Below are 17,581 nucleotides of genomic sequence, written 5' to 3'. Positions count from 1 at the left end.
CTCTGCGGCCGATTTCCTGAATTAGCCACCGGAAACGTCGGTGACGCGCTCAATAAGGGCAGCTGTCAGGGCTCCAGCAAGCCGCGAATGTCGTCGGCGGTGAGTGTCGTGCTGAACATGGCATCGTCGTCGAGCACCGCAGTGAATAATTGGGCCTTCTGCGCTTTGAGCGCCATGACCTTCTCCTCGATGGTGCCGGTGGCGACCAGCCGGTAGACCATCACGTTGCGGGTCTGGCCGATGCGGTGGGTGCGGTCGACGGCCTGCGCCTCCGTAGCCGGATTCCACCACGGGTCGAGCAGAAAAACATAGTCGGCTTCGGTGAGGTTGAGGCCGAATCCGCCCGCCTTGAGACTGATGAGAAAAACCGGAACCGCACCGCTCTTGAACCGGTCGATCACCTCGCTGCGCCGCAGGGTCGACCCGTCAAGATAGCAATACGGAACACCCTGCGCATCGAGACGGGCAGCGGCGAGCTTCAGAAACGACGTGAACTGGCTGAAAATCAGGGCCTTGTGTCCCTCGGCAATGACATCGTCGAGCCGTTCGAACAGGGCATCGAGCTTGCTCGAGCGCACACCGGCATACTTCTTGTCGACGAGGGAGGCGTCGAGGCTCAGCAGCCGCAACAGGGTGAGCGAGCGAAAAATGATGAACCGGTTCTTGTCGAGCTCCTCGATCAAACCGTAGAGCTTCTGCCGTTCCCGCTGCAGAAACGTGTCGTAAAGCTTCTGGTGCGCCGGGTTCAGTGCAATCTGTTGCTCCTGCTCCTGTTTCGGCGGCAAATCGCGAGCCACGACTTCCTTGGTGCGGCGCAAAATCAGTGGGCGGATGCGTCGGCGCAGTTTCGCGAGTCGCTCCGGGTCAGATCTAATCGTCACCGGCCGCACGTAGTCCTCGGTGAATTTGCGCGCGGACGCGAACAGACCCGGAGAGACGATGCTGAACAGTGACCACAGGTCCATCAGGTTGTTTTCCAGCGGAGTGCCCGTGATCGCCAGTTTGAACGGCGTGTTCAGCTCCTTCGCACAGGCGTAGGCGCGGCTGGTGCGGTTCTTCACGAACTGGGCTTCGTCGAGGATGAGGCCGGCCCAAGAGACCGCCTGATACGCGTCGAAGTCCAGGCGAAACAGCGCGTAGGAGGTGACGAGCACGTCTACATCGACGGCGGCATCCGCTATCAGGGTGCGGCTTTTGGCCTCGGTCGCCGTCAGCGTGCGGATCCGCAACCCGGGCGTGAAGTGGGTGGCTTCGTTCAGCCAGTTCGTCACAACGGATGTTGGTGCAACCACCAGAAACGGCACCTTGGTGCGCGCGTGCACCAGCAGCGCGAGGGTCTGCAGCGTCTTGCCGAGCCCCATGTCATCGGCGAGCACCCCGCCGAGTTGGTGCTTCCACAGAAACGCGAGCCAGGTGAACCCCTCTCGTTGATACCGTCGGAGGGTCGCGTGCACGCCGTCCGGCAGCGCGACCGGGTCGATCCCGGCCAGGTCCTTGAGGCCGGCAGCGGCGGCTCTCCACGACACGGCGGGCACGGTCTCGTCGGCGAGGTCTTCGAAATCGCTCCACAGGCTGGCCTGATAGCGGCTGATGCGCAGTCCGGTCTCCCATTCCTGCAGCGCACGGGCCTCGTTGATGAGTTCGTGCAGCTGCTCGAACTCTGGGCGTTGCAGCGAAAGATAGCTGTTATCGACCAGTTTCAGGCGGGTCTGGCCCTTCGCGAGGGCCTTGAACAGCGGCCCGAACGGCACCGTGATCGCGCCGACTGTGACGATGACACCGAGGTCGAACCAGTCGCGCTGGTCGGTTTCCACGGTGGTGATGACGAGGTGGGGCGCTTCGGTGCGCTCAAAGTTGTCGGGGAGCACCTCGGGAAACCGCACCGACAAATCTGTGCTGGTGACGGCGACCGTGCGCTGCAGAACCGGGTAGACGGTGCCGAGAAACTCGGCCGTGTCGGCCAGGGGAACGGTTACCGAATCGAGCTGCGTGATCAGGTGGCGCTGCTCGCCGCTCAGCGGGCCAGCCATCGGCGCGAGCGCGAACACGGTCGGGTTGCCGAAGCGCGCGCTATAGATGCCGTGACCCGCGATGACTCCGGCGGCCTCAAGGGGGTGGCTCACGCCGTCAATGTGCAGGCGGGCCTGCAGCAGCAGTGGGCCGGCTGCATCCGTTTGGGAGGCGTCGAGGCTGATCTCGGCGAGCGAACCGATGCGCACGATGACGTCCTTCTTACTGCCGACGAAGCCGATGCCGAGCTGTTCGGCCTCGCGCAGCAGTGGCCAGAGCAGCGGACTGGTGAAGTTGTCGAGGTAGATCCAGTCGGTTTCCTGGCTCGTGTAGACCTCACGCACGGCCTTGTACAAAGCGGCGAACTGGGAGATCCAGCGATGGTGTTCGGGGTCGAGGTTGAACCGGTTGAGCTGAAAGGTGAGGTGGCTCCAGGTGACGTTGCTGCGCACCCAGTTGCCCTGTGCATTATGGATGACCGGCCGAACGCCGAGCCGATAGTCGCCGTGTCCGGCCACGAGCGCCTTCACCGGTTTAGCGGTCGGCCCCCGCCAACGGTCGTTGCTGCGTGGAGTCTGCTCGCGCAGCTCGAACTGCAGCCCCATCGGTACTTTCGGTCCCGTGGCCAGCGGTCTCGGCTGCCCAAAATTACCGATGCGCGGCAGAGCGGATGCCGGCTGCTCCGGCGGCAGCACCAGCCGTTTCCAGGCCGGGGTCAGATCTGGCCCGTTCGGCATTTTCCTAGCTGTCGCTCTCTGACAGGTTCAGGCCGGCGGTGTCGAGCACCCAGGCGTAGTTGAACGCGCGTTCGTGCCAGGCGCTGTACCGACCGGAGACCCCGCCGTGGCCGGCCGACATTTCGGTCTTGAGCAGGGCATCCGCTCCCACTTCGCGTAACTTGGCCACCCATTTGGCCGGCTCAACATAGAGCACCCGGGTATCGTTCAGGCTGGTCACGGCCAAAATCGCTGGGTAGGCAACGGCTCGCACGTTCTCGACGGGGGAGTACGACTTCATGTAGGCGTAGACCTCGGCGTTGTGCAGGGGGTCGCCCCATTCGTCCCATTCGATGACGGTGAGTGGCAGCGAGGGATCGAGAATCGAGGTGAGGGCGTCGACGAAGGGAACTTCGGCGAGGATGCCGGCGAACAGCTCGGGCGCGAGGTTCGCGACGGCGCCCATGAGCAGTCCGCCGGCGCTGCCGCCCTCGGCGACCAATTGGTCGGGGGTGGATAAGCCCACGTCGATGAGGTGCCGGGCGCAGCTGACGAAATCGGTGAAGGTGTTGCGCTTGGTTGTCGTCTTGCCGGTTTCGTACCAGGTGCGGCCGAGTTCGCCGCCGCCGCGCACGTGCGCGATGGCGAAGATCATGCCGCGGTCGAGCAGGCTGAGGCGGGCGATTCCGAAGCCGGGGTCGACGCTGTGCTCGTAGGAGCCGTAACCGTAGAGCAGGGTCGGCGCCGCGCTGCCGGGCGTGACGAGGTCGCGGCGGTAGACCAGCGAGATCGGCACCCGCGTGCCGTCCTCGGCGGTCGCCCACTCGCGGCGCTGCTCGTAAAGTGACGGGTCGTAGCCACCGAGCACCGGCTGCTGCTTGAGCAGGCGTCGTTCACCGGTCGCGACGACGAGGTCGTAGACCGTTGACGGAGTGACGAAGCTCGTAAAACCGAACCGAATGGTCGGCTGGATCCACTCCGGGTTGCCGGCCGAGCCGACGGCGAACAACGGCTCGTCGAAGTCCAGCTCGGTCAGTCCGCTGGCATCGTGCCGGTCGATGGCTAGCCGGGTGAGGCCGTCGCGGCGGTACTCCACGACGAGAAAATCGGCGAAGGCATCGACGCTTTCCAAGCGGATCTGCGGGTCGTGCGGCAGCAGCATCCGCTTCTCGCCTTGCGGGTCCTCGGCTGCGACGCTGACCAGCTCGAAATTAACGGCCATGCCGCCGTTATGCACGATCAGCAAGCGGTCTTCACCGTCGATAACGGCGTGCTCGACGTCGTACTCCGTGTTGTCCTGCCGCGGCCAGACCACGGTGAAGTCGCCGGTGGGGTTGCTCGCGTCAAGCACCCAGGATTCGGTCGTGACGCTCGAGCCGGCCTCGATCATGAGGAATTTGCGGCTGCGGGTGATGCCGACGCCCACCCAGAATCGTTCGTCGGGCTCGTGAAAGATTCTCTCGTCGGCGTCTCGACCTGCGCCGATTTCGTGTCGCCAGACGGTGTCTGGACGCCAGGCGTCGTCGACGGTGGTGTAAAAGACGAAGCGTCCGCTCGGGTCGAACAGAGCGCCGGCGCTCGTGTTCTCGATCGTGTCTGGCAGGTTTTCGCCGGTCGCGATGGTGCGCACGCGAATCGTGTAGCGTTCGTCGCCCTCGACGTCGACGGCGTAGAGCAGCTGGGTGCCGTCTTCGCTCAGGTCGAAGCTGCCGAGCACGGGCGGCGCCCAGTCGTTCGGGCCGCTGATCGGCGCGCGACAGTGGATGCCGTATTCCTGGCCCTCGACCGTGCGGGTGTAGTACCAGAAGGCGCCGCGACGCACCGGAACGCTCAGGTCGGTCTCCTGGGTGCGATTCTTGATTTCGGTGAAAATCTGCTGCCGGAGTGGTTCCTGGGTGGCTGTGCGGGCCTCGGTGTAGCTGTTCTCGGTCTCGAGGTGGGCGATGACCTCGGGGCTGGCTTTGTCGCGTAACCACTCGTAGTCGTCGATGTAGACATCGTTGTGGTGCTCGCGGCGCTGCGGCTTCTTGGTTGCCAGGGGAGGGGTGATCGGGCCAGAGGTCATCCCCCAGCGTAGTTCGCACTCCCTACTTCGCGTCTCAATCAGGATCCCGTGCGTACGCCTCGTCTCCAGACGGTAGCGGTGAGCGGGACCCCGGGGCGGTAGGCCAGGTGCGCAATCGATGGGGCGTTTAGAACCTGCAGGTCGGCCAGGCCACCTATTTGCAGCGAGCCGACGGCATCCGTTCCCTGATCGCGGCCGAGCGATCGGGCCGCACCGCGAGTGGCCGCCCAGACGGCCTCCCGCACGGTCAGGCCCATTTGTAGCACGGCGGTCGCCACGCAGAACGGCATCGACGTGGTGTACGAGGTGCCCGGATTGCAATTGGTCGCCAGAGCGATGGTCACACCGGCGTCGAGCAGCTGACGGGCCGGCGCAAAGGGCTGCCGGGTCGACAGATCGCAGGCAGGCAGCAGGGTGGCCACCGTGGTCGAGGCGGCCAGGGCGTCGATGTCGGCCGGCTCCAGATAGTTACAATGATCGACGCTGTGTGCGCCGAGCTCCGCGGCCAGGCGTACGCCGCCACTGAAGCCGAGCTGGTTGCCGTGCACGCGCAACCCAAGACCGGCGGCACGGCCGGCCAGCAACACCTCCCGCGTTTCTTCCACGTCGAACGCACCCTGCTCGCAGAATGCGTCGATGAACTGCACGTAGGGAAGCACCGCGGCGAGCATCGGCCCGGTGACGAGGTCGAGGTAGTCGCGACGGTCCAGCCCGGCGGGCACAATGTGGGCGCCGAGATAGGTCACGACATCGGCGACACGGGCGGCAGCTCGCGCCGAACGCGCTTCGCTTTCCACATCGAGCCCATACCCGGTTTTGGTCTCAAGAAAGGTGGTGCCCTGCGTTTCGGCTTCGTGGCGCAGGCCCAGCGCTGTGGCCACGAGCTGCTGCTCGGTCGCCGCGCGGGTCGCGGCTACGGTCGTGTTAATGCCGCCGGCGGCATAGGCCTGGCCATCCATCCGGGCTTCGAATTCCGCCGAACGGTCGCCGCCGAATACGAGATGGGTGTGCGTGTCGACCCAGCCGGGCAGAACGGCGCGGCCGCCGACATCCGTTCGAAGATCGGCAGCGGGGGCCTGAGCGGCCGCACCGATCCAGAGAATGCGGCCGTCGCCGATGACGAGAGCCGCGTCGTGCCGGCGCTCGCCGGACTCATCATGCGTGCTCAGCTCGCCGATGCCGGTGATGAGCTCGGTGCCGGTCATTCGCCCAGCCTTCCGAGCGCGTCGGCCATCAGCGCGGCCGGCTCCGAGCCGCCAACCAGTCGACCGCCCTCGGCCACGACGCGACCGCCGACGATGACGCGCAGCACGTCGGAAGCGGTCGCGGTCAGTGGCAGCTGTTCGACAAACGTCCCGACTGTACGCATGCCGGTGCTGCTGATCTCAACCAGATCGCAGTGGTCGCCCTCGCGCATCCTGTGGCGGCCGAGCCCGAGCGAGGCATAGCCGGTGCTCGTGGCCGCGGTGAGCAAAGCGGTCGGGGCGAAGCGTCCGCGTTGCTGCGAGGCCAGCCGCTCGCCCATTTCCAGACCGCGCATCTCCAAAAACGGGTCGATCACGGCGTTCTGATCGGAGCCGAGGGCAATCGGGCAGCCCTCCTTGGCCAGTGCGAACGCCGGACCGATTCCGTCGCCGAGATCGGCCTCGGTGGTCGGGCACATCACGACGGTCACTCCGGCGTTGCCGAGCAGCGTGCGGTCCGCGTTGCTTAGATGCGTCGCGTGCACCACGCTCAGCCGCGGTGCCAGGGCACCGAGGGAATCGAGCACACCGGTCGGCGTCAGGCCATACGCCGCGAGGCAATCCGTGTTCTCTTGCGGCTGCTCTGACAGGTGCACGTGCAGCGGAACGTCGGCCGGCAGCCCGCCCTGCACTTCGCGCATCGCGTCGGGTGTGACGGCGCGCACCGAGTGCAGGGCGGCGCCGAGGGTCACGAGGTCGTCGCCTTCGAGCTTGGCACGCAGCGACCCCCACCGAGCCAGCCAGCCCGCGGCGTCAGAGTCGCCGAATGCCAGCTGTTCGGGTGCCAGCTCCCGCCCGATGCCGCCCTGCAGATAGATCGTGTCGAGCAGCACCAATCGGATGCCGACGGCCCGCGCCGCCGCCGCGAGCGCCAGTTCCATGGCATGCTCCGTCTCATACGGTTCGCCGTTCGTGTGGTGATGCACGTAGTGAAACTCACCGACCGCGGTGTAGCCGCTCACGAGCATCTCGGCGAACACCGCCGTCGCCAGCGCCTGATACTTCGAGGGGTCGAGCTGCGCTGCGACCCGATACATCCGCTCGCGCCAGAGCCAGAAATCGCCGCCCTCGGCGTGGGTCTGGCCGCGCAGGGCCCGGTGAAACGCGTGCGAGTGCGCATTACCAAAACCCGGCAACACCGTTCCCAAACGGATGTCCGCAGCCTCCGCCGCTTGAACCTGAACCCGCGAGATGCGCCCGTCGTTGTCGGCCTCCAGCCGCACCCCCGCCACGGCAATCCCGTCGATCAGCAGGGTTTCGCACCAGAACGCGGTCACAGCAGATCCCTCAGTACTAACTCGAGCGCGTCGATGCCGGCCACGCAGTCCGCGGCCTCGGCAAATTCCTCCGGCGCGTGGGAGATTCCGGTCGGGTTGCGCACGAACAGCATCGCGCTCGGAACGTGGGCGGCGAGCACGCCAGCGTCGTGGCCGGCACCGGTCGACAGCTGCGGTACCTGGCCGAGTGTCTGCGCGAACCGCTCGCGCAGCCCCGGGGTGAACTGCACGGCGCCGGCCCAGGATTCCTCGGCGAGGGTGGCGGAGCATCCGTTCTGATCGGCGGCCTGCTGGGCACGAGCTTCAATGTCAGCCACGAGCAGGCGGGTTTCTTCGTCGGTCTCGGCGCGGGCGTCCAGCCAGGCGTGCACCGAACTGGCGATGACGTTGGTACCGCCGGGGATCGCCTCGATGCGGCCGATCGTCGCCCGGGTCCCCGGGAATGAACGGGCAGCGGACTGCACGCCCACGATCGCCTGTGCGGTGGCGACCATCGGGTCGCGGCGCTGCGCCATAGCGGTCGCGCCGGCGTGATTGCCCTGACCGGTGACGGTCAGGCGCCAGCGGCCGTGGGCGAGAATCGATGATGCTACGGCCACCGGCTGGCCGAGGTCGATGAGGCCGCGACCCTGCTCGACGTGCAGCTCGATGAACAGTCCGATGCGGGCCAGAGCGTCGGGGTCGGCGCCGAGTTGGGCCGGGTTGAGACCGAACTTGCGCGCGGCCTCGGCCAGCGTCACACCATCGTGGTCGGTGAGGGCGCGGGCCTGGTCGGCGTCGATCGCTCCGGTGAGCAGTCTCGAGCCGAGGCAGGCCAGGCCGAAACGTGAGCCCTCTTCTTCGGCGAACATCAGCACCGCGCATGGCCTGGTCGGCACAAACCCGCTTGCCTGCAGCCGGCCGATGGCCTCGAGCGAGGAGATCACGCCGAGCGGACCGTCATAGGCGCCGCCGCCGGGAACGGAGTCGAGGTGGCTGCCGGTAACGACCGCATCCGTTCCCGGATGGCCCCACCAGGCCCAGAGGTTGCCGTTGCGGTCGGTTTCGACCTGCAGGCCGAGCCGTTCGGCGCGCTCGACGAACCAGGAACGCAGTTCGAGGTCGGCCGCCTGCCAGAGGTGGCGCGAATAGCCGCCACGCCGGCGGTCGCGGCCGACATCGGCGATTTCGGTGAGGCCGCTGAGCAGTTGAAGTGCTGGCACGCTTAGTCCTCCCACATAGGTACGCGCAGGCCGCGCACGCGGGCCACGTCTTCGGCACGTTCGTAGCCGGCATCGACGTGCCGCATGACTCCGGTGCCCGGGTCGTTGGTCAGCACACGCTCGATCTTCTCCGCGGCCAGGGCGGTGCCGTCGGCGACGATGACCTGCCCGGCGTGGATGCTACGGCCGATTCCGACGCCGCCGCCGTGGTGAATGGAAACCCAGGTTGCGCCGGAAGCGGTGTTGAGCAGCGCGTTCAGCAGCGGCCAGTCGGCGATCGCGTCGGAGCCGTCCAACATGCCTTCGGTCTCACGGTAGGGCGAGGCAACCGACCCGGAGTCGAGGTGGTCGCGGCCGATCACGATCGGTGCACGCAGCTCGTCCGAGGCGACCATGTCGTTGAACTTGAGCCCGGCCAGGTGGCGTTCCTTATACCCGAGCCAGCAGATGCGGGCCGGCAGGCCCTCGAACTGCACCTTCTCTTCGGCCTTGGTGATCCAGCGATGCAGCCCGGCGTCGTTTGGAAACAGCTCGAGAATGGCTTTGTCGGTGGCGGCAATGTCCGCCGGATCCCCGGAGAGCGCCACCCAGCGAAACGGGCCCTTGCCCTCGGCGAACAGCGGGCGAATGTAGGCGGGCACGAAGCCCGGAAACGCGAAGGCTCGTTCGTAGCCGCCGAGTTCAGCCTCGGCCCGAATGGAGTTACCGTAGTCAAAGACCTCGGCGCCGGCATCCTGAAATTCGACCATCGCTTTGACTTGCTTGGCCATGGCGGCGCGGGCGCGCACGGTGAACTCTTCGGGGTTCTCGGCCGCGTAGCTGTGCCATTCCTCAATGGTGACACCCTCGGGCAGGTAGGACAACGGATCGTGCGCGCTGGTCTGGTCGGTGACGATGTCGATCGGCACCTTGCGGGAGAGTAACTCGGCAAACACGGTTGCCGCATTCCCGACCAGGCCGACCGACAGGGCCCGGCGGTCGGACTTGGCCGCGAGTACCCGAGCGATGGCAGCGTCGATGTCGGCGGTCATTTCGTCGAGGTAGCCGTGGTCGACGCGGCGCTGCAGCCTTGCCGGGTCGACGTCGACGATCAGCACAACGCCGTCGTTCATGGTGACGGCGAGCGGTTGCGCGCCGCCCATGCCGCCAGCCCCGCCGGTGAGGGTCAGCGTGCCGGCCAGGGTGCCGTTGAATCTTTTAGTGGCAACGGCACCAAACGTCTCATAGGTGCCCTGCAGAATGCCCTGGGTGCCGATGTAGATCCACGATCCGGCAGTCATCTGCCCGTACATGGTCAGTCCGAGGTGCTCGAGGCGGCGAAATTCGGGCCAGGTAGCCCAGTCGCCGACGAGGTTGGAGTTGGCGATGAGCACGCGAGGTGCCCACTCGTGGGTGCGAAATACGCCGACCGGCTTGCCCGACTGCACCAGCAGAGTTTCGTCCTTTTCCAGCGTCTCGAGGGTGCGCACGATCGCGTCGAAGCACTCCCAGTTGCGCGCGGCTTTGCCCGTGCCGCCGTACACGACGAGGTCATCGGGGCGCTCGGCGACCTCGGGGTCGAGGTTGTTCATGAGCATGCGCAGCGGCCCTTCGGTCTGCCAGCTCTTTGCGGTCAGCTCGGTGCCGCGGGCGGCGCGAACGGGGCGTGATCCGTGCATATTCTTGTCCTTCTGTTCGGGAATGAAATACTGCTGGGCTAGATCAAATCAGCGTCGGTCAGCCAGGCTATGGCGATCTCGGCGAGATTGGTGCCGGATGAGGCCTCGCTGTTCATCCGGATGAGGTCTTTCGTGGTGAGCTGGGCTGAAACGGCATTTAATGTCTCGGCGATGGTGCTGTCCAACTTTGCAGTCGTAATTACCGGGACCACATTCTCGGCGGCAAATAGGGACTTGTCATCTTCCAGTACGACGAGATCGTTGTCGGTTACGCCCGGATCCGTGCTGAAGATATCGCCGACCTGAATCTGTCCACTCGTGAGTGCGGTCATGGTCAAAGGACCGCCCGCATCGAGACTCACGAATTCTCGAAAATTGATCCCATAGACGTCGACCAGACCGATCACGCCGTTCACACGCGTCTTCCATTCTGGAGGGCCGCCGAGAGATAGCTCGGCAGCAACGGGTGCGAGATCGGAAATCTTCTCGAGATCGTATTTCGCTGCTGTATCGCTGGTCACGGCGAGTACATCCTTATCTTCAGCCAACGAGTGGTCGAGAAGGGACGTTCCGGTGGGCAGCTGGGTTGCCAATTCAGCCAACACGTCGTCGGTTGTGCTCGCTGTTGAACTGGTATCAAGATATTTCAGGAGGGCGCCTGAGTATTCAGGAATGAGGTCGATTGAGCCATCCTGCAGCGCTTCCATGTACACCTCACGGCTACCAATGTTGAATTGTTCCTTTACGTCAACTCCCGCAGCCTGCAGGGCTTCGGAATAGATACTTGCGATGAGCTGGCTTTCTGTGAAGTCGGCTGATCCAATGATTACCTGGTCACCGGACGACCCGGTCCCTGCACCAGCGCTGGCCAGAGGGTCTCCGCCAGAGCAGCCGGACAGGGCTAAAAGGCTGGCCGCGGCTAATGCCGAAATCGCAATGAGTTTCTTCATGGTGGTGCTCCTGATTTGAGTTGACACGGTGAGGTGGTGCGGTTTCACGAAGCGGTGAGCCGGATCGCGGCTGTCGCGGTTGTCGGGACGATCTTGCGGGGTGCGCGAGTGGTCCGTTGAAGTCCTGGGGAAACGATGAGGCGTCCAACTGCAATGAACGCGAGTTCGAGAATGAGCGCCAGAGCTGCGAGCAAGATGGCGCCAGCCGCCATCTGGCTAAAGTCACCCTGCGCGCGCCCGTCAAGAATGAATCGACCGAGCCCTTGAAGGCCGAGATACGCGGCGACAGTGGCCGTCGAGACGATCTGTAGGGTTGAACTTCGAACGCCCGAGAGGAGAAGCGGCAAAGCGCACGGGAGTTGCACGAACCACAGGATCTGTACCTGGCTATACCCCATGCCCCGGGCTGCATTCACGGCTTCAGTATCTGCCGCCTGGATGCCGGCATAGGTACCCGTCAGAATTGGTGGCACCGCCAGGAGCACCAGGACGATAACCGTGGGGATTCCGTAAACCAATTGGCCCGGCACCACGGGTGAGAGGAGGAGGAAGAGCAGGACCAAGAGGCCGAGGGTAGGAAGAGCACGCAGCGCATTGGCGATGCCGGCAACAATACCCTCACCTTTACCCGTGAACCCGATATAGATTCCGAGCGGCACGGCAAAGAGGAGAGACAGTGCCAGCGCGACAGCAGAGTAGAAAAGATGAACACCGATCTGCATCGGGATGCCATCAGCTCCCGACCAGTGCGCTGGGTCGAGAAACCACTCGAGCAGGCTCATGCGGTCACGGTCTTCTGCCGCCAGGGCGTCAACAGCCGACCAAGCCAGACAATTAGAGAATCGAAAGCAATCGCCAACGCGACACACAAGAGGATGCCGGTGACGAGTGGAACATAGAGCCGCAGCTGAAAACCCTGTGTGAAGAGAGTTCCAAGTTGGGGGATGCCGAGGAGCGCCGCCATTGTGAGGATACTGACGTTGGATACAACGGCAATGCGCAGGCCCGCCGCAATAACAGGAATCGCATTGGGAAGTTCTACGAGCACCAAACGCTGCCAAGCGCGGTAGCCCATCGCATCCGCTGCTTGGACTGTTTCGTGTGGAACGGAGTTGAGGCCATCGGCGACGACTCGGACGAGTAGAGAGATCGTGTAGACGGTAAGAGCTACGACAACGTTGATCGGATCGAGAATCCGCGTGCCCAAAATCTGGGGGAGGATCACGAAAAGAGCCAGTGATGGCACGGTGTACAGGAGGCTGGCGGCGCCCACGATTGCAGGATAGCTGCGACGAGACCGGTGAGCCCACCAGCCCAATGGCAGGGCGACAATCAGACCGAGAATTGTCGGGATTACGGTGAGTCCAATGTGGTTGAGCGTCAGCTCGGTGATGCGGGGTAGGTTAGACCAGATCCAATCGACCGTCATGAGTTGGGTCTCGCTTCCTTCGCCTGGCCGATGGCGCTGACTATGTCGTGAAGGGTGACCGTACCGCGGAGTGCGCCAGCAGAGTCGATCATGACGGCGCGGCTGCTCGGGCTTGCCAACGCTGAGTTCAAGAGGTCACGAACACTGCCAGCTGCGGAGGTTACTGTACCGCTGAGGTTTAGGTCGCTCGCGGAAATGATATCGCCGGCGATCAATTCAACGTCGACCCACCCAACTGGCTGATTCACGGCGTTGACGGCCAAGATCCACCGGCTGGGGGTGCGCCCGATAGTGGATGTGTGTTGCCCGAGAGTGACGGTCTGTTCCGGAGTAACGGGGATTGAGTCATCCGTGTTCACGAAGCCGAGCGCTCGATAACCGCGAGCCGATCCGACAAAGTCGGCGACGAATGCATCCGTCGGATGGGCAAGCAGATCAGCGGGGGAGGCGACCTGCGCAAGAGTTCCACCGGTTCTCAGCACAGCCACCTGATCGCCCAATTTGAGGGCCTCATCGACATCGTGGGTAACCAGCACGATTGTCTTAGAGATGTCGGCCTGTAAACGTAAGAATTCGTCCTGAAGTTGAGCGCGAACGATCGGATCCACCGCGCTAAAGGGCTCATCCATGAGGAGGTAGGGCGGATCGGTGGCGAGTGCCCGTGCCACACCGACGCGCTGTTGTTGACCGCCCGACAGCTGCCAGGGATAGCGGCTCGCGAAGGACGAATCGAGTCCGACATGTTCGAGCAATTCCATGGCATGCATGCGCGTTTGTTTGCGGCTGCCACCCAGAAGTCGGGGGAGGGCTGCAACATTGTCCACAATGGTGCGGTGCGGAAAGAGGCCCGCGTTTTGGATGACATATCCGATTTTCCGCCGGAGTTGGACTGCATTCATCGATTGCGTGTCGACGCCGTCAAGGCTGATCGTTCCCGAAGACGGCGCGATGAGTCGGTTAATCATTCGCATCGAGGTCGTCTTGCCGCAGCCAGACGGACCCACTAATACCGTCAGTTTTCCGTTCGGTGCGTTGAGGCTGAGATTGTCGACGGCAACGGTGCCGTCGGGGTACATCTTAGAAACGGCGTCGAAGAAAATCATGGTTGCTCGCCTTCTGTCATGGGAAGAATTCGTTTGCTGAGGCCAGCCGAAGCGTCGGCCGTCGCAGCGACAAGGGCGCGACCATATTGCGCTCGATCACGAGGCGTGATGCGATAACTGGGAATAACTAGGCTCAGTGAAGCAACGATTCGATCGTCGGAGTAGATCGGGGCGGCAATTGCCGTGACATCCGGTTCGATTCCTTGGTCGACGACAACGTACCCGTCGGAGGGGGTGCGCCCCAGAAGGACGTGCCCCGATGCCGAAGATTCGATTGGAATCACTCGGCCAACCCAACTGGTGTGACGCACTGAATGAGTGCCCTCGACGATGGCAATGTACAACGCCGTCGCGCGATGGCCTTTCACGCCCAGGTAAACCGACTCGCCGGTCAGCGCGACCAGGTGCTCCATGATCGGACGGCATAGTTCCACGAGAGAGTCGTTGTTGAGCGACTGGGCACCCAATTGCATAAGCCTGCTGCCGGGCCAGTATGTTCCATCGTGTTCTTTGCGTACAAAACCGCTTGCTTCGAGAGTGCGCAGTAGGCGAAGTGCGGTACTCGGCGACAAATCGACAGCTCGGGAAGCCTCCGACAGATTGAGGCCGCGATCATCGCAAATAGTGGCGAGAAGGCTTAGCGCTCGTTCCACCGTGCGCGTCGATTGCTCAGGCATTTCGTCTCATTTCATTGAACAATTTCGACCAGTAAAATATACTTTTCATTGAATAGCAAGTATTTTATCTCTGGAACTTGCGCGGAAAGTCAGAAATACCTAGCAGTGGAGGTCAATTTGATTCATATGGCGGGGCATACGACAATTCGCGACATCACGGCAATCGCTGTGGCAAAGGCCTCTGTGCAGGTTGATCCGGACGTTTACGAATCGATACGAATCGCTGCAGAGCGCGCAGCACTACTCGGCCGCCGCGTCCCGACGTACGGGCGTTCAACTGGAGTTGGAGCGAATCGACTTGTGGTCGTTTCTGCAGGTGACAGCGAACACGGGTTGCGCCTACTTCGAAGTCATTCAACCGACGCAGGAGCACCGATCCCACCGAAAGTCGTGCGGGCCATGCTGGCGGTACGGTTGGCACAATTATGCGTACCGGGCAGTGGTATTCGCGTCGAGGTTCTCGATGGGCTCTCGCGCATGCTCAATGACGATGCTTTACCGTCTGTTCTTGAATCCGGAACGATCGGCACGGGAGACCTTGCGGCATTGGCCGGAACTGCTCTTACTCTCATGGGAGAGCGGCCCGCCTCGCGTTCCCTCGAAGCGATGTCGCCTTGGGGAAGTGAGAATGCTCTGCCCTTCATGAGCAGCAGTGCCCTCACAATTGGCCGTGCCTGTCTTATCTTGGATGAGCTCAAGGATCTCATGCACTCGATGCTTGCGATCTATTCATTGAGTTTTGTGGCACTCGATGCAAACCCTTCTCCGTTTAGCCATGCGGCCGTGGTCGCGTCGGTAACACCGGGGATGTCGGAGGTCGCGGCACGGCTGCGCGACTTGATTGGCGTACCTCGTTCTCCTGGGCGTATTCAGGATCCATTTGGGCTGCGTGCCTTCCCGATTAATTTCTCGGGCGTCTGGTCCGCAGCCACGCGGATGCGCGAACAAGTTGCGTCACTCCTGAACGTTGCGCAGGAAAATCCACTCTTCGTCTTCGACGGAGACGGCGGAGTCGTGCATCATGCGGGCTTCTACCAGTCTGCGCTTGCCCTCGCGACGGACGGGCTGAGCCTGGCTCTTGCGCAGACGGGGCCGATCGCGCTCTCCCGGATCCGAATGATGAATGAGCCGGATGTTACGGGGAAACGAGCGTTTCTTGCCGAAGGCCCAGCCGGGGCGTCGGGACTGCTCATGCTGGAATACATTGCCGCTTCAGCGCTCGTCGACATGCGTCAGGCTGCTCAGCCAGCATCCCTCAATACGGTCAGCCTGTCCCGCGGTACCGAGGAAGACGCCACATTCGCGCCTCGGGCGGTACTGCAACTGGAGCAGTCGGTTGCGGCGTTCCAAGTGATGCTCGCGTGCGAACTCGTGGAGACAACACGCTTGCTGCGCCAACGTGGCCTCAGCTCTGCCGAAATGCCGACCGATCTGCTGGCACACGTGGCGACAGTGGCATTCCGATTGCCGGATGCCGTTCACGACCGGTCATTGCGCGATGACCTGCAGCAGGCGCAGGGGCTACTCCCGGAAATTGCGGTCCTTAGCGGGTAGATTTCCGCTGAAGCGCGCCCACGACCACCATCGCATCCAACTCCTCGCTCCGCAGGATGCGGGAGAGCAGACCGTGCCGGGCGAAGATCTCGGTCGTCTGTGGGCCTTTCGCTGCCCGGTTTCAACCAGCAAGCATCCGCTCGGAGAGAGCCAGTGTGACGCGGTGGCAATGATGCGCCGCTGAAGGTCGAGGCCATCGTCACCGCCATCGGCCGAAGCGTGCGGCTCGTTGAGACGGCGCTCGATCATCGCACTGAGCTGGTCGGGCGACTGCTGCACGGACATCAGCACGCCGGTCTCCTCCGCGGCGAGGAGGCAGCCGGCAGCGCGCAACAGTCCGGCTATGCCAACCAAATCGGGGGTGGGCGCGGGCAGGGGACACCTCCCGTCGAAGCTGGGTGGAGGCATCCTACGCCCGGGTCTTGAAGGGTGTGCGAACTGTGGTTACCCTGAAAACATGTGCCGAAACATTCACGTCCTGCATAACTTTGAACCCGCCGCGACGGACGATGAGGTGTATGCGGCCGCGCTTCAGTACGTGCGCAAGATCAGCGGGTCGACGCATCCGTCTAAGGCCAACGAAGAAGCCTTTGAGCTCGCCGTGCACGAGATCGCGCACATCTCCCGGCACCTGCTCGAAGATCTGGTGAGCTGCGCGCCACCGAAAAACCGGGAGATCGAGGCCGAGAAGACCAAAGCGCGCTCGCAGAAGCGGTTTGCTGCCGCTTAGCGGTTGTGACGATCCGCGTAGAGCACCATGACGGCCGCCACCACACTGGCTGCAGCGCCAAAGGCCAGACCGAAGGCGATGGTGATGCCCGCATATAGCCCGTCGTCCAGCATCGTCAAGACGATCGCCAACACGATCGCCAACAGCAGGACACCGCCCATCGCACCGAATGCGGCGGCAGTTGTGCGCACGCGCCGCGATTTGGTGAGCTGTCGATCTACTATCGCAACGGTCGAGAGACCGCCAAGAAGTGCGACCGCCCCAATGATCAGGCCGATCACGCCGTAATTCGACATGGAACGTATGACAAACCAGAACCGAAACTGGGTTTCACCGCTGCCGGCATCGGTCATCACGATGGCGACGCAGGCCGCAATTAAAAACCCCACGATCGGTGCGAACACCGCGATGCGCCAGTAGCGCCGAACTATCATGTGCCCACCCTACGTTGCGACGGGTCGCACCGGCCGGCTAGAAGTCGACCCAGGCGCTGGGCAGCGGATGCCGCGCCCGCTCTGGCTGGGTACGTTCGCTTCGTCGCTCGGCCCGGTACACCAGAAACGCTGCCACGATTCCTGCCGCGATGGCGAGCGCTACGGTGAACATGACCAGGAGATACGCCCAGCCGTTGGCTCCGATCGCCCATTGCACCGTGGCAAAAACGATCCCCAAAACCAGCACGCCGCCGGTCGCGCCGAGGGCCGCGAGAGCGGTGCGCGAGCCCGCTGATTTTGCGAGGTGTCGATCGGAGCTGGCGATGAGAAGGACGCCGCCGGTCAGCGCGGCAATGGCGACCATAAAGCCAAAAAAGCCGTAGGCCTGAGTATTTGATGCGGTGAGAGCCACCCGATCGTGCGGTTCAGAGCCACCGTTCGTGCCGAAGATAGCCAGCGGTGGTGCGGCTGGGGGCCACTGGCTCTCTTCGCGGGTTGTTAGGCGCTGGTGAGGGCTGTTCGCTCCCTCATG

The 17,581-nt window shown here is 63.4% G+C and carries 15 protein-coding genes; 2 read left to right on the top strand and 13 right to left on the bottom strand.

Annotated features, from left to right (window positions below; all coding sequences use genetic code 11):
• Positions 1-65: 65 nt before the first annotated feature.
• The 11 genes from CXY73_RS03180 to CXY73_RS03130 are packed head-to-tail and all read right to left on the bottom strand — an operon-like array spanning position 66 to position 14,331.
• The gene (locus tag CXY73_RS03180; RefSeq protein WP_104176816.1) at positions 66-2,747 is read right to left on the bottom strand and encodes a DEAD/DEAH box helicase; all 2,682 of its coding nucleotides are present in this window, start codon (positions 2,745-2,747) and stop codon (positions 66-68) included.
• Positions 2,748-2,751: 4 nt separating this feature from the next.
• The gene (locus tag CXY73_RS03175) at positions 2,752-4,791 is read right to left on the bottom strand and encodes a S9 family peptidase (RefSeq protein WP_104176815.1); all 2,040 of its coding nucleotides are present in this window, start codon (positions 4,789-4,791) and stop codon (positions 2,752-2,754) included.
• A 38-nt stretch (positions 4,792-4,829) separates the two neighbouring features.
• Entirely contained in the window at positions 4,830-5,996 is a 1,167-nt protein-coding gene (gene hutI / locus CXY73_RS03170; protein WP_104176814.1) for an imidazolonepropionase, read from the bottom strand.
• The gene (locus CXY73_RS03165; RefSeq protein WP_104176813.1) at positions 5,993-7,312 is read right to left on the bottom strand and encodes a formimidoylglutamate deiminase; all 1,320 of its coding nucleotides are present in this window, start codon (positions 7,310-7,312) and stop codon (positions 5,993-5,995) included. The genes hutI and CXY73_RS03165 overlap by 4 nt, the downstream gene beginning before the upstream one ends.
• Complete coding sequence (locus CXY73_RS03160; RefSeq protein ID WP_104176812.1) at positions 7,309-8,514, bottom strand: allantoate amidohydrolase; 1,206 nt, start codon at positions 8,512-8,514, stop codon at positions 7,309-7,311. The genes CXY73_RS03165 and CXY73_RS03160 overlap by 4 nt, the downstream gene beginning before the upstream one ends.
• A 2-nt stretch (positions 8,515-8,516) precedes the next feature.
• On the bottom strand, positions 8,517-10,172 hold the full coding sequence (hutU, locus tag CXY73_RS03155; RefSeq protein ID WP_104176811.1) for a urocanate hydratase: 1,656 nt from the start codon (positions 10,170-10,172) through the stop codon (positions 8,517-8,519).
• A 38-nt stretch (positions 10,173-10,210) separates the two neighbouring features.
• The gene (locus CXY73_RS03150) at positions 10,211-11,122 is read right to left on the bottom strand and encodes an ABC transporter substrate-binding protein (protein WP_104176810.1); all 912 of its coding nucleotides are present in this window, start codon (positions 11,120-11,122) and stop codon (positions 10,211-10,213) included.
• 44 nt (positions 11,123-11,166) lie between these two features.
• Positions 11,167-11,904: an ABC transporter permease gene (locus tag CXY73_RS03145; protein WP_104176809.1), complete on the bottom strand. Its 738-nt coding sequence runs from the start codon at positions 11,902-11,904 to the stop codon at positions 11,167-11,169.
• Positions 11,901-12,551: an ABC transporter permease gene (locus CXY73_RS03140; RefSeq protein WP_104134783.1), complete on the bottom strand. Its 651-nt coding sequence runs from the start codon at positions 12,549-12,551 to the stop codon at positions 11,901-11,903. The genes CXY73_RS03145 and CXY73_RS03140 overlap by 4 nt, the downstream gene beginning before the upstream one ends.
• On the bottom strand, positions 12,548-13,654 hold the full coding sequence (locus tag CXY73_RS03135) for an ABC transporter ATP-binding protein (RefSeq protein ID WP_104176808.1): 1,107 nt from the start codon (positions 13,652-13,654) through the stop codon (positions 12,548-12,550). The genes CXY73_RS03140 and CXY73_RS03135 overlap by 4 nt, the downstream gene beginning before the upstream one ends.
• On the bottom strand, positions 13,651-14,331 hold the full coding sequence (locus CXY73_RS03130) for an IclR family transcriptional regulator (RefSeq protein WP_104134785.1): 681 nt from the start codon (positions 14,329-14,331) through the stop codon (positions 13,651-13,653). The genes CXY73_RS03135 and CXY73_RS03130 overlap by 4 nt, the downstream gene beginning before the upstream one ends.
• Before the next feature lie 48 nt (positions 14,332-14,379).
• On the opposite strand from CXY73_RS03130, the gene CXY73_RS03125 reads away from it, so the two are divergent.
• Both CXY73_RS03125 and CXY73_RS03115 read left to right on the top strand, forming a co-directional pair.
• A complete protein-coding gene (locus CXY73_RS03125) occupies positions 14,380-15,885 on the top strand; it encodes an aromatic amino acid ammonia-lyase (RefSeq protein WP_199185271.1) in 1,506 nt (501 codons plus the stop codon).
• Between the two features lie 457 nt (positions 15,886-16,342).
• A complete protein-coding gene (locus tag CXY73_RS03115) occupies positions 16,343-16,615 on the top strand; it encodes a DUF2277 domain-containing protein (RefSeq protein ID WP_104134786.1) in 273 nt (90 codons plus the stop codon).
• Here CXY73_RS03115 and CXY73_RS03110 read toward each other — a convergent pair.
• The gene (locus CXY73_RS03110; RefSeq protein ID WP_104134787.1) at positions 16,612-17,049 is read right to left on the bottom strand and encodes a hypothetical protein; all 438 of its coding nucleotides are present in this window, start codon (positions 17,047-17,049) and stop codon (positions 16,612-16,614) included. The genes CXY73_RS03115 and CXY73_RS03110 overlap by 4 nt on opposite strands.
• A gap of 37 nt (positions 17,050-17,086) precedes the next feature.
• Positions 17,087-17,581 (bottom strand): hypothetical protein (locus tag CXY73_RS03105; RefSeq protein ID WP_233198110.1); only part of this gene is annotated, 495 nt, incomplete at its 5' end.

This window comes from Cryobacterium sp. Y50 (assembly GCF_002929805.1).
Classification (GTDB): domain Bacteria; phylum Actinomycetota; class Actinomycetes; order Actinomycetales; family Microbacteriaceae; genus Cryobacterium.
The sequence above is the reverse complement of the archived record's forward strand: the minus strand, read 5'-3'. Positions and strand labels throughout refer to the sequence as shown.

Excerpts from the sequence above, each read along its gene's own strand:
- CXY73_RS03140 (WP_104134783.1), bottom strand. The coding sequence starts at position 12,551 with ATGACGGTCGATTGGATCTGGTCTAACCTACCCCGCATCACCGAGCTG.
- CXY73_RS03180 (WP_104176816.1), bottom strand. The coding sequence starts at position 2,747 with ATGCCGAACGGGCCAGATCTGACCCCGGCCTGGAAACGGCTGGTGCTG.
- CXY73_RS03130 (WP_104134785.1), bottom strand. The coding sequence starts at position 14,331 with ATGCCTGAGCAATCGACGCGCACGGTGGAACGAGCGCTAAGCCTTCTC.
- hutU (WP_104176811.1), bottom strand. The coding sequence starts at position 10,172 with ATGCACGGATCACGCCCCGTTCGCGCCGCCCGCGGCACCGAGCTGACC.
- CXY73_RS03145 (WP_104176809.1), bottom strand. The coding sequence starts at position 11,904 with ATGAGCCTGCTCGAGTGGTTTCTCGACCCAGCGCACTGGTCGGGAGCT.
- CXY73_RS03110 (WP_104134787.1), bottom strand. The coding sequence starts at position 17,049 with ATGATAGTTCGGCGCTACTGGCGCATCGCGGTGTTCGCACCGATCGTG.
- CXY73_RS03150 (WP_104176810.1), bottom strand. The coding sequence starts at position 11,122 with ATGAAGAAACTCATTGCGATTTCGGCATTAGCCGCGGCCAGCCTTTTA.
- hutI (WP_104176814.1), bottom strand. The coding sequence starts at position 5,996 with ATGACCGGCACCGAGCTCATCACCGGCATCGGCGAGCTGAGCACGCAT.
- CXY73_RS03175 (WP_104176815.1), bottom strand. The coding sequence starts at position 4,791 with ATGACCTCTGGCCCGATCACCCCTCCCCTGGCAACCAAGAAGCCGCAG.
- CXY73_RS03135 (WP_104176808.1), bottom strand. The coding sequence starts at position 13,654 with ATGATTTTCTTCGACGCCGTTTCTAAGATGTACCCCGACGGCACCGTT.
- CXY73_RS03115 (WP_104134786.1), top strand. The coding sequence starts at position 16,343 with ATGTGCCGAAACATTCACGTCCTGCATAACTTTGAACCCGCCGCGACG.